This window comes from Bacillus sp. MUM 13 (assembly GCF_001866725.1).
Taxonomy (GTDB): Bacteria; Bacillota; Bacilli; order Bacillales; family DSM-1321; genus Peribacillus.
In genome coordinates this window covers 1-15,093 of record NZ_MLYQ01000036.1, presented here as the reverse complement: position 1 = coordinate 15,093, position 15,093 = coordinate 1, and the positions used below count along the sequence as shown (strand labels likewise).

18 protein-coding genes are annotated in these 15,093 nt (G+C 39.1%); 7 read left to right on the top strand and 11 right to left on the bottom strand.

Features of this window, described 5'->3' with window-relative positions:
- Window positions 1-4: 4 nt before the first annotated feature.
- From BIV59_RS10805 to BIV59_RS10795, 3 genes are all read right to left on the bottom strand, one after another.
- The gene (locus BIV59_RS10805; protein WP_071351491.1) at window positions 5-769 is read right to left on the bottom strand and encodes a DeoR/GlpR family DNA-binding transcription regulator; all 765 of its coding nucleotides are present in this window, start codon (window positions 767-769) and stop codon (window positions 5-7) included.
- A gap of 159 nt (window positions 770-928) precedes the next feature.
- Window positions 929-1,963 carry a threonine aldolase family protein gene (locus BIV59_RS10800; RefSeq protein ID WP_083392124.1) on the bottom strand — a complete coding sequence of 345 codons (1,035 nt, stop codon included), beginning with the start codon at window positions 1,961-1,963 and terminating at the stop codon, window positions 929-931.
- 167 nt (window positions 1,964-2,130) lie between these two features.
- Window positions 2,131-2,247 (bottom strand): YjcZ family sporulation protein, encoded by a 117-nt coding sequence (locus BIV59_RS10795; RefSeq protein WP_071351489.1) that lies wholly within the window; start codon window positions 2,245-2,247, stop codon window positions 2,131-2,133.
- 997 nt (window positions 2,248-3,244) lie between these two features.
- On the opposite strand from BIV59_RS10795, the gene BIV59_RS10785 reads away from it, so the two are divergent.
- On the top strand, window positions 3,245-3,427 hold the full coding sequence (locus tag BIV59_RS10785) for a DUF8096 family protein (RefSeq protein ID WP_071351487.1): 183 nt from the start codon (window positions 3,245-3,247) through the stop codon (window positions 3,425-3,427).
- 117 nt (window positions 3,428-3,544) lie between these two features.
- On the opposite strand, the gene BIV59_RS10780 is transcribed toward BIV59_RS10785, so the two are convergent.
- Window positions 3,545-4,384, bottom strand: a complete 840-nt coding sequence (locus BIV59_RS10780; RefSeq protein ID WP_071351486.1) for a methyl-accepting chemotaxis protein — start codon at window positions 4,382-4,384, stop codon at window positions 3,545-3,547.
- Between the two features lie 205 nt (window positions 4,385-4,589).
- Between BIV59_RS10780 and BIV59_RS10775 the strand changes: the two genes are divergently transcribed.
- Together BIV59_RS10775 and BIV59_RS10770 are read left to right on the top strand one after the other, a co-directional pair.
- Complete coding sequence (locus tag BIV59_RS10775) at window positions 4,590-4,820, top strand: hypothetical protein (protein ID WP_139194353.1); 231 nt, start codon at window positions 4,590-4,592, stop codon at window positions 4,818-4,820.
- Between the two features lie 66 nt (window positions 4,821-4,886).
- Entirely contained in the window at window positions 4,887-5,120 is a 234-nt protein-coding gene (locus BIV59_RS10770) for a hypothetical protein (RefSeq protein ID WP_071351484.1), read from the top strand.
- 61 nt (window positions 5,121-5,181) lie between these two features.
- Here BIV59_RS10770 and msrA read toward each other — a convergent pair whose 3' ends face one another.
- From msrA to BIV59_RS24035, 4 genes are all read right to left on the bottom strand, one after another.
- On the bottom strand, window positions 5,182-5,709 hold the full coding sequence (gene msrA / locus BIV59_RS10765; protein WP_071351483.1) for a peptide-methionine (S)-S-oxide reductase MsrA: 528 nt from the start codon (window positions 5,707-5,709) through the stop codon (window positions 5,182-5,184).
- 107 nt (window positions 5,710-5,816) lie between these two features.
- The gene (locus BIV59_RS10760) at window positions 5,817-7,946 is read right to left on the bottom strand and encodes a glycosyltransferase family 39 protein (protein WP_071351482.1); all 2,130 of its coding nucleotides are present in this window, start codon (window positions 7,944-7,946) and stop codon (window positions 5,817-5,819) included.
- 318 nt (window positions 7,947-8,264) lie between these two features.
- Window positions 8,265-8,927 (bottom strand): STAS domain-containing protein, encoded by a 663-nt coding sequence (locus BIV59_RS10755; RefSeq protein WP_240501889.1) that lies wholly within the window; start codon window positions 8,925-8,927, stop codon window positions 8,265-8,267.
- Entirely contained in the window at window positions 8,917-9,132 is a 216-nt protein-coding gene (locus tag BIV59_RS24035; protein WP_240501888.1) for a hypothetical protein, read from the bottom strand. Before BIV59_RS24035 ends, BIV59_RS10755 begins: the two co-directional genes overlap by 11 nt.
- A 234-nt stretch (window positions 9,133-9,366) precedes the next feature.
- On the opposite strand from BIV59_RS24035, the gene BIV59_RS10750 reads away from it, so the two are divergent.
- Window positions 9,367-10,146 (top strand): hypothetical protein, encoded by a 780-nt coding sequence (locus BIV59_RS10750; RefSeq protein WP_071351522.1) that lies wholly within the window; start codon window positions 9,367-9,369, stop codon window positions 10,144-10,146.
- Between the two features lie 134 nt (window positions 10,147-10,280).
- Here the strand turns inward: BIV59_RS10750 and BIV59_RS10745 are convergent, their stop codons facing one another.
- Window positions 10,281-11,072 (bottom strand): phosphotransferase, encoded by a 792-nt coding sequence (locus BIV59_RS10745; protein ID WP_071351481.1) that lies wholly within the window; start codon window positions 11,070-11,072, stop codon window positions 10,281-10,283.
- 578 nt (window positions 11,073-11,650) lie between these two features.
- Here BIV59_RS10745 and BIV59_RS10740 point away from each other — a divergent pair.
- A complete protein-coding gene (locus BIV59_RS10740) occupies window positions 11,651-12,178 on the top strand; it encodes a shikimate kinase (protein ID WP_071351480.1) in 528 nt (175 codons plus the stop codon).
- 168 nt (window positions 12,179-12,346) lie between these two features.
- On the opposite strand, the gene BIV59_RS10735 is transcribed toward BIV59_RS10740, so the two are convergent.
- Window positions 12,347-12,604, bottom strand: a complete 258-nt coding sequence (locus BIV59_RS10735; RefSeq protein WP_240501887.1) for a hypothetical protein — start codon at window positions 12,602-12,604, stop codon at window positions 12,347-12,349.
- Window positions 12,605-13,011: 407 nt separating this feature from the next.
- On the opposite strand from BIV59_RS10735, the gene BIV59_RS10730 reads away from it, so the two are divergent.
- Window positions 13,012-13,485, top strand: a complete 474-nt coding sequence (locus BIV59_RS10730; RefSeq protein WP_071351479.1) for a DinB family protein — start codon at window positions 13,012-13,014, stop codon at window positions 13,483-13,485.
- A gap of 284 nt (window positions 13,486-13,769) precedes the next feature.
- On the opposite strand, the gene BIV59_RS10725 is transcribed toward BIV59_RS10730, so the two are convergent.
- The gene (locus BIV59_RS10725; protein ID WP_083392133.1) at window positions 13,770-13,979 is read right to left on the bottom strand and encodes a hypothetical protein; all 210 of its coding nucleotides are present in this window, start codon (window positions 13,977-13,979) and stop codon (window positions 13,770-13,772) included.
- A gap of 196 nt (window positions 13,980-14,175) precedes the next feature.
- Here BIV59_RS10725 and BIV59_RS10720 point away from each other — a divergent pair, with 196 nt between their 5' ends.
- Window positions 14,176-14,790 carry a LysE/ArgO family amino acid transporter gene (locus BIV59_RS10720; RefSeq protein WP_071351477.1) on the top strand — a complete coding sequence of 205 codons (615 nt, stop codon included), beginning with the start codon at window positions 14,176-14,178 and terminating at the stop codon, window positions 14,788-14,790.
- Window positions 14,791-15,093 lie beyond the last annotated feature (303 nt).

Genomic DNA, 15,093 nt, shown 5'->3' with positions numbered 1-15,093 from the left:
CCCTTCATCCTCCTTCTATTTCTGTAATAATCAATTCAATTCCTAATAACTCAAGCTTCTGTTTTAACTCATGATGCGGAACTGTATTTGTAATTAAAATATCGATATCAGACAGTCCGCAAACACCATGAAAAAATCTTTTTTGAAATTTAGTGGAGTCAGCAAGCACAACCACTTTCTCCGATGATGCAATCATGCTCTTTTTCACATGCGCCTCTTCTTCGCCGGGAGAAGTCAGCCCATCTACTCCTATTCCGCATGCGCCAAGAAATAAAACATTTGTTTTATATTTTTTCAGATCTTCAAAGGCGGAAAATCCGGTAAAATTCCTGTTAAACCTGTTGAATTTACCTCCTGTCAAATAAGTATCATATCCCTCTCTTTCACTTAGTATCTGAACAATATCAATTGAATTTGTAACAGCGGTGATATTTTTGCTAGTCATAAACCGGGCTGTCATCTCGACTGTAGTGGAGGTGTCGAAAAGAACATAATCATGGTCTCTTATTAGCTTGCTTGCTTCTTTGGCAATACTTTCTTTGGATTTCGGCATTTCCCTTTCCCGGTATGGAGCGACCGCCGGCAAATGAGAAGATAAAATGGCTCCCCCTCTTACCCGGACAATTTCCCCGTCTTCCTCAAGCTTAACTAAATCCCGCCTTGCTGTATCCCGGGAAACCTTAAACTCATCCATAATATCTTCAGCAGTAATCTCATACTGCACGTTAAGCCAATCGAGTATTTTTTCCAAACGCTGTTTTTGTGTCATCTTTTCCACTTCCCTGCTTGATTTAAGGATAAATTATTTATATTTGTTTAACAAGCAAAAAACTTATTTTTTATTTCATTATAAGTTTTACGCTTAATTATAATCAATAAAAAGGCTTAAGGAAATTCCTTAAGCCTAGTGATGATGGTATATAAGCAGTCAGCTTATTTCTTCTGCAATTTCCTTAATTGCTTTTCTCACCTGTTGAATATCCTCATCAGAGGTGTCAAATGAAGCAACCAAGCGCACTTCTGATGAATCAGGATTCCACACGCTGAACGCAATTTTTTCCTGCAGTTTATTAATCCAAATATCCGGCATGACAGCGAACACTGCATTGGATTCAACTGGATGTATAAGCCTGAAGCCTGGGATGGCTGAAAGCTCATCAGCAAGCTTTATAGCCATGGCATTAGAGTGGATTGCATTCTCCAGCCACAGATTTTCGTTCAGATAGCATTCAAATTGAGCAGCGATAAAGCGCATTTTAGATGCAAGCTGTAATCCGTGTTTTCTTATGTATAAGAAATCCTGTGCTAAGTGCTGATTGAAGAATACGACAGCTTCTCCTGCCATTAATCCGTTTTTGGTGCCTCCAAATGAAAGGACATCCACACCGCAGCCGGCAGTGATTTCTTTTAAATTGCACTGAAGATGTGCAGCTGCATTGCTTAAGCGTGCTCCATCAACATGAAGGTACATGCTGTTTTCGTGGACAAAATCGGCAATGGTTCTGATTTCCTCTTTGGTATACACCGTTCCAAGCTCTGTACATTGCGAGATGGATACCGCAATCGGCTTTGAGCGGTGCGGGGAATCCGCCTGCTTCAATAGTTCCTTTATCCCGCTGACAGTAATCTTTCCGTCTGCAGAAGGGCAGGTGATCAGCTTTCCGCCAGTGAAATTTTCAAACGCTCCTGTTTCATCTCCGTTAATGTGAGACACGGAACTGCAAATCACCGAATGATAAGACCGGGTCATTGACTTCAAAGCGAGTACATTTGCTCCAGTTCCATTGAAAACATAATACACCGAAATATTTTCGCCAAAATGCTTTTTAAATGCATCAAGTGATTTCCCTGTATATAAGTCTCCGCCATATGAAGCTGCATGTCCTTCATTTGCTTCACAAATGCTTTTAAGTATTTTGGGATGAATTCCAGAATTATTATCACTTGCAAACATTTTATTCATCATTCAAACTCCTTTTGATTACGTCACCTAATGTAAATTTACTTTAAGCTGCTCCTTCTGTCCAGATAAAGTCTTAGATAAACCATTAAGGCTCTAAAGGTATTCAGGTGTATAAATAAACAGGAAAAAAGCAGCTGAATAAAAATCAAGCTGCTTTTAAACATTTATTAATATCCGTAGCCGCCGTAGCCTCCACAGCTGCATCCGACAATAATTAGCAATATGAATAGAACGACTACAAAAGCAAAGCCGCCACCATATCCAATTCCTGCTCCATCACCCATTACAAATCCCTCCCGGCTGTTTTGTTTAGGAGATAAATCTTCCAACACTTTATCGTATGTATTTTGACTATATACGTTCACCCATTTTTTAGCCATTGTATAAGCGGGAGCTGTTTCCTCTGTAATTCATCATTTAATTTGCGCCGGACGTGTATGCCGCGCCGAAATTCTCAGAAGGCGATTACGGTTATAACGCTGTATGACAATCAGCGGAATGTTTAAGCATATTGCGTATCCAATTCGGCGAAGGGAGGAGCTGAAACCAGTGAGAGACTTCCGCCCGTCTTGTTTCACGCAAAAACATGCGGATACCTTCTTTGTTTTTTATGTTTATTTTGCTTTTTTTTATGCCTCCTTAACCCAGTCCCCATTATCAGGAGCGGGATTAATCCACCTTTTTACCTTTAACTTCCTGTATATAACCATTTCAAGGTCAGTCCATTGAAAAGAATCAAGAAAGCCTACACTGAGCCTTACAGATACATAGGCTCCTGCAGAATGAATAAGCACCCATGAGACAACATCGATAATAAAGGTCGCCGCTGTTTTTCATCCTTTTCCTTTACCTGCAATTTTACGGCCCTTCCTTGTAGCATTCCGGAGAATAAATGTGGAAATGAGCGAATACACAATATCCTATAGAAACAGTCCGTTTTATAAGAGATAAATTTTTTACACTACCTGTTCTTTAGTAGCTTAATGCCCTCCTGTTACAAAGTAGGCATCCCGGCTGCATATCATGCATTGGTCGAGCTATAGATGATAAGGTGAAAAATGGAGTTTTCTCGTTTTTACTGGGTCTTCACCAGTATTTATATTAAACTGGGGGTTATTTTTCGGAGCCATGCTTATAGAAATTTGTGCAGGCAGGTATGGTATACCGCAGAGTTGCAGTAATTATTAAAGTTAAAAATCCAATACAGATTGATTATTGCCAGTACATTTGAAATAGTAATACTGAAAATATGATAACATAGAACCTGAAGAGGTGAGTCAATTGACTGAAGAAGCAGAAGAATTTAATGGGGTAGATACGTCTGTGATCTACGATTACAGTGATTATCCAGATGCCATTAGCGGCCGGTGTGATAATTGCAATAATGCAACATTCAAGAGTTCCGTTAAGGAATTTGTATTTATCCGCGAGTGCCGTACCTGCGGGATGAAAAAAAGCATCTAAAAAAATCAGCGGGCATGATTTTTCATGCCCTGATTATAAAATATACGCAAACACTAAGGACAAATCATTCTTAAATATAATCGCTTATGTCCTGCTGCAGAGAAAATTTCATATTCATTATCCAAGTATTTTTATGTATTCACTTAATACTTCTATAATATCAGTCAGGCTTTCAAGCGTTGCTGTTACGTCGTCAATCAGACCGGACTGCATACTGTTTAACTGTCTGATGTGTGATACGCCTTCTTTAATTTCGTTAATATTATCTTTGACCACCTGGATGAATTCATTAATTTCACCTGAGGAATTCTCCGTTTCCTTCGATATTTTCCGGATTTCTTCTGCCACAATTTTAAAGCCTTTTCCTGCTTCCCCTGCCCGGGCAGCCTCAATATTGGCATTAAGCCCTAAGATGTTTGATTGCCGTGATATCTGCTCAATTACCTTTAAGATACTGTCAATATTTTCGGAGTTTTCTCTTGCTTTTTCAGAAAAGGAATATAATTGGCTGTTTGTATCAGAAAGATCTCCCGCTTGAGCTACAATACTTGTAATCAGCTTCTTAATCTTGCTTGTAATAGAGTTCAGCTTTTTAATGCAATCCTCCAATTTTAATAATATATCAATATTATAAGCCATGCCCATTGCGCCAATAATTCTATTTTCATTATAAATCGGAATTGTTTTGCCAAAAAAGTGAATGCCGTAAACTTCAAATGGAGGCCTGCCTGCGCCCTGGTTACCGCGCAAAGCGCTTTGAATGACTTCATCTTCTTTTGAGACTGGATCACCAGCCTTTATGCCGAGTTTGATATTGTGATGATCCAGCTGCAGCAGCCACTTTTCCCTGTCACATATGGATATGGCAATATCCTCCTTAGCTGCAGATTGAAAAAAAGCAGCACTGTCAACAAGTGACTGCAAGATTTCATGGTCGGTTTTTAGAGTTGTTATCATCATTTATTCTCCTATGTGGGTATTTAGTCATAAGCCTATATCCCCATATTAGCATGGCTGCCTTTTTATAACAGCTTTATTTTGGCGTGAATGTGCTGCCATCAACGTTTATAAGAAAATTCATCCTATAAACATCTTTCCTCTGGAAATGGAATATGGTAATAAGAAGGAGATTTCCATGTTCAGTATGAAGGGAGTAAATATTATGAGCATAAAAAGGGATCAGCTTAATATCAGCTGCGTTAACATCATAAGCATGGATCAGTCCAGTTCAGTATCTGTCGGTTCCACAGTAAAAATCGGCAGATATGTAAGCGCCAAGAAAAATCAAAGCTTTGGCCAGCAGGGAGGATTCGGGTGCATGCTTACCCATTTTAAAGGTATTTTATCTGACAGTGATATGCTTGACGCTGCAGCAGAAAAGTTTACTCCTTAAAGTAAAACTTCCCGCTCAAGGGGTTCTGCCAGCTGATGCGGAATGAATGGAACAGGAGGAATAAAGATGATTTTTTCACCTATGGTGGTAAACCTTTTTGCATTAAAAATCAATACAATAGATAATTCGTCATTCATCTCAATGGGACCCAACCAGCAATTTGACATCTTTGTATCCTACAAGAGAAATCAGGGGATTGGCGAGCAAAATGGTGATTTTTCACCGATTGTCACTCCAATATCCTGGTTAGTTGACACAGATGCAGCAGATTCCAACTCTGTTAAAAACAGTGTAATATAACGCTTATAGGCAAATGCAATATAAAGACAACAGCCGGATTTCAGTCCGGCTGTTCCATTTGTTATTTAGATGCAGTTTCCCAGTTTTCTGCGATAAATTCATCACGGCCGGACTGTTTCCGGTCTTCTTTATAATGCTTAGGATTTTTTTTATGGAAATCCTGATGATATTCTTCTGCAGGGTAAAAGGCAGCTGCTGGAAGAATTTCTGTTACAATTGGTTTTTTGAATATTCCGCTGCCGGCCACTTTCTCTTTTGAAGCCACTGCCTGCTGTTTTTGTTCTTCGTTATGAAAAAATATCGCTGTCCTGTACTGGGTGCCGCGGTCCTGAAATTGCCCCCCATCGTCAGTGGGATCGATTTGCGGCCAAAATAAATCCAGGAGCTTTTGATATGGAAAAAGTTCAGGATCAAAGGTGATTTCTACAGCCTCATAATGCCCGGTGGTCCCTTTCTTCACTTCTTCATAGGCAGGATTTTCCACATGTCCACCCGTATAGCCGGATATAATGCTCTCAATGCCGGGCAATTCTTCAAATGGGCTTACCATGCACCAAAAACAGCCACCGGCAAACGTCGCTACTTGCATTACTTTTCCTCCTCTTTGCTTTCACTTTATTCCTGATTCAGGATAACGCCTATTATACGATAAATCTGCTGTAATGCCTACCATTCAGATTCAAAGTTAATTCCGTTTTATTTACCTGTATATTCATATAAGCTTTGGCTGCCCTTCCGGCTAAACGGCACCATGCCTGATTTTTTGCTGCTCTTCCATTCGCTTTCCGGAACCGCCCTGCTGTGCTTCCTGATCCATTCATTTACTTTGCCTTGATTGTCGCCTCCTCTTCCGTTTTCTGAAATCAAAAAGTATTTGACTTTCCCTGATTGGGCTAATTTCGCCAGCCTTCCTGGAGTTAATGCAGGATCGTTTCCAGAGAAACCACCCATTGCCATGACGGCATAATCTGTCTGCAGCATAATGGAGTCTGCTTCTTGTGAGCTTTGAACTGCCAGGATATAAGTTTCACTGTTTCTATTTTTCTTCAAAAAGCTCAGCAGCTTACTATCTGTCTTATCTTCCATCTTCCAGAAAGGAGGCGTTCCATTTAGATTGCTCTTTGGGTACTTGGAAGGTGCTGAATCTTCAGGCACGCTCCCCTGCTGCGTTCTTTGATGTGAAAATCCAGCATTCCCATTGGCAAATTGCCCTTTTTCGAGGTGCAGAACTCTTCCCCTGCCCTGCCCGCCATCCGGTTTAAAGCCATTCCTTCCAGCAAATGATGCACTCGGGCCGGCACTTGGAATCATTGCATTACCCGCTTTATTAATAGTGATCCAAGTCCAGTAAGCAGGGATCGCCAAAAGGGAAAAAATGCTTGCTAAAGCAAGGCAGCGGGAATACCGTTTATGTCCCCTGAATACAGCAAGGGTTACAAATAACAGCAATCCTGCAACAATTGCGGCAAATACCCAGCCAAGTGAAACACTCTCTTTGTTTTGATAGACAATTAAACCTTCAAACAATAACGAAGCCAATATACCTCCAGGAAGCAGCCACCTCCCCATCCCTTCGTTTTCCCTGAATAACTTCCATAAAACAGTCCAGCCAATTCCTGTTAAGGCTGCAATGGAAGGAGCCATCATGCTTAAATAATATTGATGGAAAAATCCAGCGATGCTGAAGAAAACCATCATCGGGATCAGCCAGGCGAGCCAAAAGAGGGCAAACTTATGCTGCCTTGTAACCACCTTGCCTTTTCTGTATGTGACAATCAATCCAATCATTGTGAATAATACAAATGGAAGCAAAAAGCTGATTTGGCCTGAAAGCTCTTTTGAAAATAATCTCTGAACTCCCGGATTTCCAGTTCCAAACATTCCGCCTGACTGCACAGGACGCATCATATTAGCCGGACCCTTCTGAATATTATCCTGTCCATCGTACCCGGGGTTCCCTCCATTGTGAGACTGAAACCCGCTAAATGAATCCTCCAGATTGGTATTTTGCTGTTTGCTTTGATTATTCATTCCATTGTTTTGGCCGGTCAAACGGGAGATTCCATTATATCCGAGAGCAAGCTCTAATACTGAATTTGTTTGGCTGCTTCCAATGTACGGCCGTTTATTTTGAGGTACTGAATCTACTGCAATTGTCCAGGAAAGCGACACCGCAAAAAGAACGAGTGTGGCTATAAAAAGATGCAGAAACCGTTTCTTCCATTCTATTTTTACATATATCCAATAAAACAAATAAAATGCCGGCAGAACCATAAATGCTTGAAGCATTTTCACATTAAAGCCAATGCCCAATAAAACCAAACTAAGCATCAGCCATGAAGGTTTTTCCTTCTGTACTGATTTCATAAGCACCCATGCTGCCAGAAGCAATACGCTAATCAAAATACTGTCTACATTATTCGTCCGGACAACGGCCACAAAAATAGGTGAACACGCAAGCACCAGACTTGAAAGCAAAGCTGCTGTCCTGCCAAAATAAGGTTTGACAATGCCATACAGCAAAAATACAGAAAAAACGCCAGCTGCAGCTTCTGGAAGCAGCACACTAAAATCGCTGAATCCAAAAATCAATGCGCAAAGTGTTTGGATCCATAAAGCAACCGGCGGCTTATCCACCGTAATAAAGCCTGCAGGATCATATGAGGCATAAAAGAATGCATGAAAATTTGTCATCATGCTTTTCACTGCAACGCTATAATAACTGTTGGAACCTGCATTCTTCAGATTATAAAAATTCAGAAAAACTGAAAGCAAAATAATCAACATCAGCAGGAAATCCATTTTCCCTTTGACTAATCTTCTCATCGAAGCTTCCTCCATCCCATACAATTCAGTGTTTTTGGCTCATTTCTTAAACATTGCTGGTTTTAATATGTTTCATTGTTAAAATAGCCACCTTGTTCCGCAGCAGCAAAGTTTACGAAAACAGCCATGTTTTTTAATGATTAAAGAACCAGTCCAGTAAACTTAATAAACACATTGTACGGCCTTAACCTTAAGAAATTCTTAACAGCCTTTCGGCAATTAAAAAAGCCCGAGTTCGAGGACTCAGGCTTTTGCTCATCAATATTTAATTTATTTATTGTCTATTCTTTAAAAGAAGCAAACCTGCTTCTACTGCACTCATTTTGCTTTAAATGTAAAGCCAATCCTGTCCAGCGCCTGCTTAAGGGTAGAAAATATTTTAAGATCTCCCATTTCAGCATCCAATTGAACGGTTTTAATCGCCATCTCTGGCCGGAATCCTGTCAATATCGGTTCCACCCCAACCAGCCTCAGCAATTTTACCAGGCTTAATAAGTAACTCTGTATCATTTCATCAATTTTAGATATTCCGGACAAATCAATAAATAAAAACTCTAATTCTTCCTGCTGTGTAAATTGAAGTGCAGCTGCAATAATCGAATTTGCCCGTCCTTCCCCAATATCACCGATAATTGGCAATATAGCGATTCCGTTAGTTAGCGGAACGATGGGTGCAGAAAGGTTTTCAATTTGCTTATGTGCTTTATCCAGCTCAAGCACATACGACAGCAGGGAAGCCATCGTGTTGAAAAGATCCCGGTGTTCCTCCGTAAACGTATAGCTTCTGGAATCAAGTCCGCAAATGGTACCGTAGTTTTCGCCATTTTCATAATAAATGGGACTTCCAATAAAAGAGCCTCCGCCTAAATTTATGGTAACACCAAGATCCCTTGTTAACGCGCTGAGGGTTAAATCAGGAATGATCAGCGGCTCTCTCCCATTATCCACACTCAATTTACAGAATGTTTCTTCAAATGGCAAAGATGATCCTTCCTCCAGCAAACGGTTTTTTTTTGTTAATGACCTTCAGAATATTATTTGTACTTTTATCATTTTTTGCTATGAAAAGGGTATTGATTCCTATAATTTGGCTCATTAAACCAAGGATTGCTGATGAAGCTTCATCAAAATTGCGGAAATGTTTTTTTACATTCGCATCAAAACCAGAGTATGCTTGCAGAGTCATTTTTACCTACCTTCAATCCTGAATATATTATTGAAAAATTTTGCACCATAAACATCAGTTATGTAAATTTACCATTCTTTATTGAGGCATGTTAAAATGAAGGCACGGAGTAAAGTAAGAGGAAATTCTTCTGTTCTATTGTACGAGATAAAGAGGCAATTAAACAAGCAATACGTAATATAAAAGAGAGTTGTGAACAATTCCACTATAAATAGAAGGAAAGGGATGGAAATTATGGCGATAACCCTGCCGCATATTGAAGATTCCAGCCTAACGGGCTATGTACCTCCAAAAGAAGAATACATAATATTCACAGACGAGTCCCACTACGAGGAAAAGGTAAGAGAATGGGGGCTAAGCTCTACCAAAGAAGTAAAAAGGGAATTTTGGTACAAGGATAAAACTTACCAGCGCCTTGTAACCATTAAAGGCTATGAGGAATTCGGTGTAACTGGCCAATTTAATAGCCTCGTTGTTGAATTTCAGGATGGAAACCTGACATGCATTTTCCCAGACTTTCTAAAGGACATGCAGTCTCCTAATTTCGGCAAGGAAACCAAAGGATCTCCTGATGAAGAAACAGTTAAGCCAGTCCGTGCAAAGGCTGCACCTGCTAAAACGCCGTCAAAGGAAAAAACGGTTAACCCTGCCTCCCCTTCATCTAAAAAAGAGAAAACACCGAAACTTGAGCTTCCTGAAGAGAAGGTCCACTTTACAGCTCGTGTAAAACAATTTGCCCTTTCATATAATCATTTTAAAGAAGAAAATGAGGAAGTTGTCATACTTGAACATGTTATTATTCAGCAGGATGAACCTATTGAAGCGGGAATTGCCTGGTGCTCCTACAGCAAAACCTTAAAAAAATTCGAGCTGTCACCTGGCGAATCACTTTCCTTTGACGGAAAAATTGTCGCTAAAACACTTCCTAAGGGAAAAGATGCTGAAGAAGAATTTATCCTCGATGTTCCAGCTAAATATAAAATTAATAACCCTTCAAAGATTGTCAAAGATTGAATGCAAAACCCGGCTATCGTATAGCCGGGTTTATTAATATGACAAAAGCTTGCCGCTGCCACCTGCATTTTCAATTTTTAAGGTTACTTTTATTATATTTATCTAAAGCCTCTAGCCAGCTAAATTAAACTCCCTTACGTCCACTCTTTTCCATGTTCTTTAATAAATTGAATATCTTTTTGATAATGCTCAAGATGTCCTTGTTCTATCATTTTTTGAAAAGCAATGTCACCTTCACCGGCTTTTCTTATCATGTGTTTACATAATCCTTCTAAACGCAGCAACACCATCTCTAAATAATCCTCTTTTAATTTTTCGATTCCATAGGATTCGAAAAATAGCTTAACTCTTTGTTTTTTACCTTCTGCATCCCGTGAAGAATTATAAAAAACAGCCTCACCTGTTTCAGTATGATAATGCCTGCTTAAAGGAACGCAAGTGTAAAGAGTATAAGCTATGTCCCAAATTCTTGGACCAGGACCAGCAGCATCGAAGTCAATTATGCCCACTGGTCTTTTGTGATTAAAAATAATATTGTATATGGCAAAATCATTGTGGCATACAACCTCTATTTTGTTTGGAGTATGATCCATCCGTTCCCAGTCATCTGATATAGGAAAGTCACTCACAGCATCATGATATTGACGAAGCATTTTCGCTATTTCTATTAAGGCATCATTTGACCACATATATTCTTTTAAAGGATAATTACCAGCTTCAACTTCAATAAATGATAATGTTTCTCTTCCTTTTTCATCAACACCTAAAAATTTTGGTGCACTACTGTAACCTTTGTTCTCCAGATGCTTTAACAATCTATGAATTTTGGGACTATTCAGCTTTAGATCCCGCCGCACAGTATCCCCCGAACGATATACGTTTGAGATATTCCCGCCAGTTAATATTTCTTCGTTTTCGTAGTTCATTAAATATTCCCCTTTAATGGGACACTATGCTTATATGAATAGAGATGTTTTTTTGCCCATAAATAAAAGCAGATATACAAAGGTATCTGCTTGGCAATGGGAATAAAATTATCCGCACCATGTATCCCTTGAATGATTTAAGATAGACAAATAAACGTATCCCTATTAATCAAGGATCGCAGCTGTCTCTATCCAATTAACTAATCATTTCAAGGTATTCCACATTTGAATAGATTCCCCTTTCTTTACATCTCATATATAAATTACCATAAAATACTAAATATTTAAAGCTTTTTCGTAAACTTTGCTGCTTGAAACAAGGCTGCTGTTTTCTGTTCCAGGATGCCCGCTTTCAACTGGGCGGAATGTGTACCTCTTCAGCACTTTGAAAGGCTAATCTATGCAGCCATATACTTTTTCCATTTCCTGTTCGGCTGAATCGTAAAACCTATGAGACTCATGAACCAATCAATTAACAGGCTTAATTTTTCATCATTTAGGCTTTTACAAAATCCAGCTGATATACTATACTTTTATTACTTTAAAGTGCTGATGAAATATGGAAAAGAGGGTTTTTAATGAAACAAAATATAATCCCTGCGGGGGTAAAAAATATTGTTTTAATAGGATTTATGGGTGCCGGCAAAACCACAGCCGGCAAAAAACTGGCTGAAATGCTTCACAGGCATTTTATTGATATTGATGAAGAAATAGAAAAAGAATTTCAAATGCCAGCTTCAGAGATTTTCTGTAAATTCGGTGAGAAGACGTTTCGTGAAAAAGAAAAAGAGATGATAAGGCGGTTCAGCCAAAAAGAGATGTACATTATCTCTGTCGGAGGCGGAGCTTTTTTACAGAAAGAAATCCGGGAGATGTGCCTGGCTCATTGCACTGTTATTTTTATTGAGATGTCCTGGGACTTCTGGAAAGAAAGAATTCCATTAATTATCGGCACCAGGCCTGTCCTGCAAGACAAAACGATGGAGCAAATACGCGAGCTGTTTATAGCCCGCCAGGAAATATACATCCATCACCATCTGAAAATTTCCGCTGATACATTGAACCCTGAAGAAACAGCAGCTGCCATTGCAAAAATAATAGACTAGCAGTTATTAGCGGTGGCAATGGGCTATCCTTGCTCCCGCTATTAAATAATTTTAAATAACAGCTGGTATCACCGGCTTTTTTTCATTTGCACAAAAGTTATATATGGGTATTTCGGCCTTCTTGCGATACTTCATTAATTTTTACATTCATTAGTGTATCTGTGATGACTATCGTGAAACCATTAAAGTATAAAAGACAGGAAGTAATAACATCAATGCAAAACATATTACTGCTGCTTGTTTTGATTGTTTAATTTCCCGCTCCTCTCCATTGCGCAAATGCTGGAAAAAAGTAAGGGTAAAATAAAAACAGCTGATAATCAGAATAAAAGTAAAAAGTGTTATCCAGAAAATTGAAGCATCAAAGCTTAAATCAGACATAAAGACACCCCGCCGTTTAAAATATGTATTCCAGAACTCTTTCATGCTGCCTGCTAAAGGTACACAATGTAAGCACTGCATAGATTTTCCCTGCAGTTAATAAACTCGCATGATTGACCTGCTTCTTAAGTATACAGAATATTCCGCGCAATTACATAAAAACTCACTAACCCGGTTTTCTTTTTTGGATGATTTCCGCTCCAGGATGTTGGTATTACACTAGCCGGGCAGTGTGTCTTCTCGGCTGCACCTAAGGAGGCAACCTGTTCCCCTAATCTAAACAGAAGTCCCGCACCTTTCGAACCAATTAACCTCTTAACAAAGAAACATATTATAATAAAAACAATCTTTAAGAAAAGAGCCTTTCTTTTTCTTTTGAATGATTTCGTCATTATGTTATATTCAATCTGCAGACAGGATTGAAAACAGTCTGATTATAGGGAGGGATCTTTTTGGAAGATTTGATTTTCCGCCATATGGAAACCGTTCGCGGCATTACTGAAAACTTGATAAAAAAATTTCCGGAAGAAACGGCAGACATCGTCCCAGAGGGCTTTAACAATAGTATCCGGTGGAACCTCGGGCATATTGCCTTTATTCAGGAAAAGCTCGTTTTTGGGCTTTTAGGTAAAGAAAGCAGCTTGCCGGAAGAATATGAAGAATTTTTCAAAGCCGGTTCAAAGCCTGCTGACTGGACAGATGCTCCGCCTTCAATGTCAGAGATTGCTGATGAACTTTCAAAGCAAAAAAGCAGGATCCGCTCTTTCCTTGAAAGCAGCATGGATGTAAAATTTCCAGAACCATTCACAAATAAAGCTGGCATAAAGCTATATACTTCCGGAGAAGCATTCTTATTTAGTTTTTTTCATGAAGCTATGCATATTGAAACCATTAAACTCATTTATAGAAAGATTTCATCACAATAAGATAACAGCAATTTCTGTTATTTTATTGAAAGTTCTATTATTCTTTTATGTTAATTAATGCTTGCTTTCGCGCCGCTCAATTATTGGCCAAAACCGGATGTAACATTAACAAAACGTATTAAAAAAGGCAGCTTCTTTTCGTAGCTGTCTTTTCAAATTATTATATGGGCGCCGAACCACTGCGAAAAGCAGAGTGCAGACAGACGATAAGAACCTTTCAATTCTTTAGTGCCATTGAGCGTATTGGTAATTAGCTGCTGCACCCTACTCATACTGCATGCTTATTAAAAAGGCAGATTATCCGGAAAAACGGGTTTTAGCTGTTTGACAATCCTGGTGATGTCATGCTCACCATTGTACATCACTTTCTCTACAGTAAATTCTATATGCTCTTCTTTAATCCTCTGTATCCACTCATATGCAGCAATTGCAGCCGCTTCATCAGGATTTTTTTTATAATCAGAGAGCTTTACTGAAAAAGAGCTTTTCCTCATAAACCTGCCTCCCTTGCTGTTCATGTAAACTTCTAGGCTAACTTCCATTTTTTCACCTGCTTTAGATTTTTCCCCTTGTGTTCATTTTAGGAAATAAAAGTGTTTTTATACTTCATTTACATTTATTTATTATCTTAAAGACATATCGCCATCCATCCTTTACACTATAAGCATCTTAAAATTCGGAGGTTCATTTATGCTAGAAGCAGCGATACATAGTTTTATCCTGTCATTGGGGTTAATCCTTCCATTGGGAGTCCAAAATATATTTGTATTCAATCAAGGAGCCATTCAGCCCAGATATTCAAAAGCTTTGCCTGCCATTTTCACAGCCGCAATATGTGATACCTTGCTCATCTCAATGTCCATACTGGGTGTCTCCGTCATGGTTTTTGAATACACACCAATTAAGCTTGCACTTTATTCTGGGGGCATTTTCTTCTTGATTTTTATGGGGTTTGTAACCTGGAAAAGCAAATCTAAGCAAGCTGATAGCGTCACTGATGAAAAATTAAGTGCTAAAAAACAGATAACTTTTGCTTTATCTGTTTCGCTGCTGAATCCTCATGCCTTACTGGATACAGCCGGAGTGATCGGTACCAGCTCTCTGCATTATGAAGGGGCATCAAAACTGGCTTTTGGCTTTACAAGCGTCCTGGTTTCCTGGCTTTGGTTCAATGGACTGGGCATAGCCGGCAGATTAACAGGCAAAATGGATCCATCGGGGAATTTCTTGAACCTGCTTAACAAAGCTTCTGCAATTGTCATGTGGGGCACTGCCATATATCTTGGTATTTTACTTTTTAAATAAATGTATAATCTAGTGAGAACCTCACCCGAACTCACTGGATCACTTTTAAAAGCTATAGTGATAGAAAACATTTCTCTTTCCTTTTGGCTGATTTCTTAAATTTTTTACTATGAAACTAGGGCTTCAGTGGGTACCTTCCGCACCATTCAAAACCGATATAACAATGAAATAGCCTTGAAAAAATCCATTAATAAACAACAATCTTAAAGAAAGGTTCATTTCTTAAAGATGTGAAGGGCCCGTTGTCAAACCGGGGTGATTGTAGTGTAAAGCGAGAGATTAGCGGGAAGGTGAGACCCCGCA

Coding starts and splice junctions, on each gene's coding strand:
- BIV59_RS10805 (WP_071351491.1), bottom strand. CDS start 769: ATGACACAAAAACAGCGTTTGGAAAAAATACTCGATTGGCTTAACGTG.
- BIV59_RS10800 (WP_083392124.1), bottom strand. CDS start 1,963: ATGAATAAAATGTTTGCAAGTGATAATAATTCTGGAATTCATCCCAAA.
- BIV59_RS10795 (WP_071351489.1), bottom strand. CDS start 2,247: ATGGGTGATGGAGCAGGAATTGGATATGGTGGCGGCTTTGCTTTTGTA.
- BIV59_RS10780 (WP_071351486.1), bottom strand. CDS start 4,384: ATGATAACAACTCTAAAAACCGACCATGAAATCTTGCAGTCACTTGTT.
- BIV59_RS10775 (WP_139194353.1), top strand. CDS start 4,590: ATGAGCATAAAAAGGGATCAGCTTAATATCAGCTGCGTTAACATCATA.
- BIV59_RS10770 (WP_071351484.1), top strand. CDS start 4,887: ATGATTTTTTCACCTATGGTGGTAAACCTTTTTGCATTAAAAATCAAT.
- msrA (WP_071351483.1), bottom strand. CDS start 5,709: ATGCAAGTAGCGACGTTTGCCGGTGGCTGTTTTTGGTGCATGGTAAGC.
- BIV59_RS10760 (WP_071351482.1), bottom strand. CDS start 7,946: ATGAGAAGATTAGTCAAAGGGAAAATGGATTTCCTGCTGATGTTGATT.
- BIV59_RS24035 (WP_240501888.1), bottom strand. CDS start 9,132: ATGACTCTGCAAGCATACTCTGGTTTTGATGCGAATGTAAAAAAACAT.
- BIV59_RS10750 (WP_071351522.1), top strand. CDS start 9,367: ATGGCGATAACCCTGCCGCATATTGAAGATTCCAGCCTAACGGGCTAT.
- BIV59_RS10745 (WP_071351481.1), bottom strand. CDS start 11,072: ATGAACTACGAAAACGAAGAAATATTAACTGGCGGGAATATCTCAAAC.
- BIV59_RS10740 (WP_071351480.1), top strand. CDS start 11,651: ATGAAACAAAATATAATCCCTGCGGGGGTAAAAAATATTGTTTTAATA.
- BIV59_RS10735 (WP_240501887.1), bottom strand. CDS start 12,604: ATGAAAGAGTTCTGGAATACATATTTTAAACGGCGGGGTGTCTTTATG.
- BIV59_RS10725 (WP_083392133.1), bottom strand. CDS start 13,979: ATGAGGAAAAGCTCTTTTTCAGTAAAGCTCTCTGATTATAAAAAAAAT.
- BIV59_RS10720 (WP_071351477.1), top strand. CDS start 14,176: ATGCTAGAAGCAGCGATACATAGTTTTATCCTGTCATTGGGGTTAATC.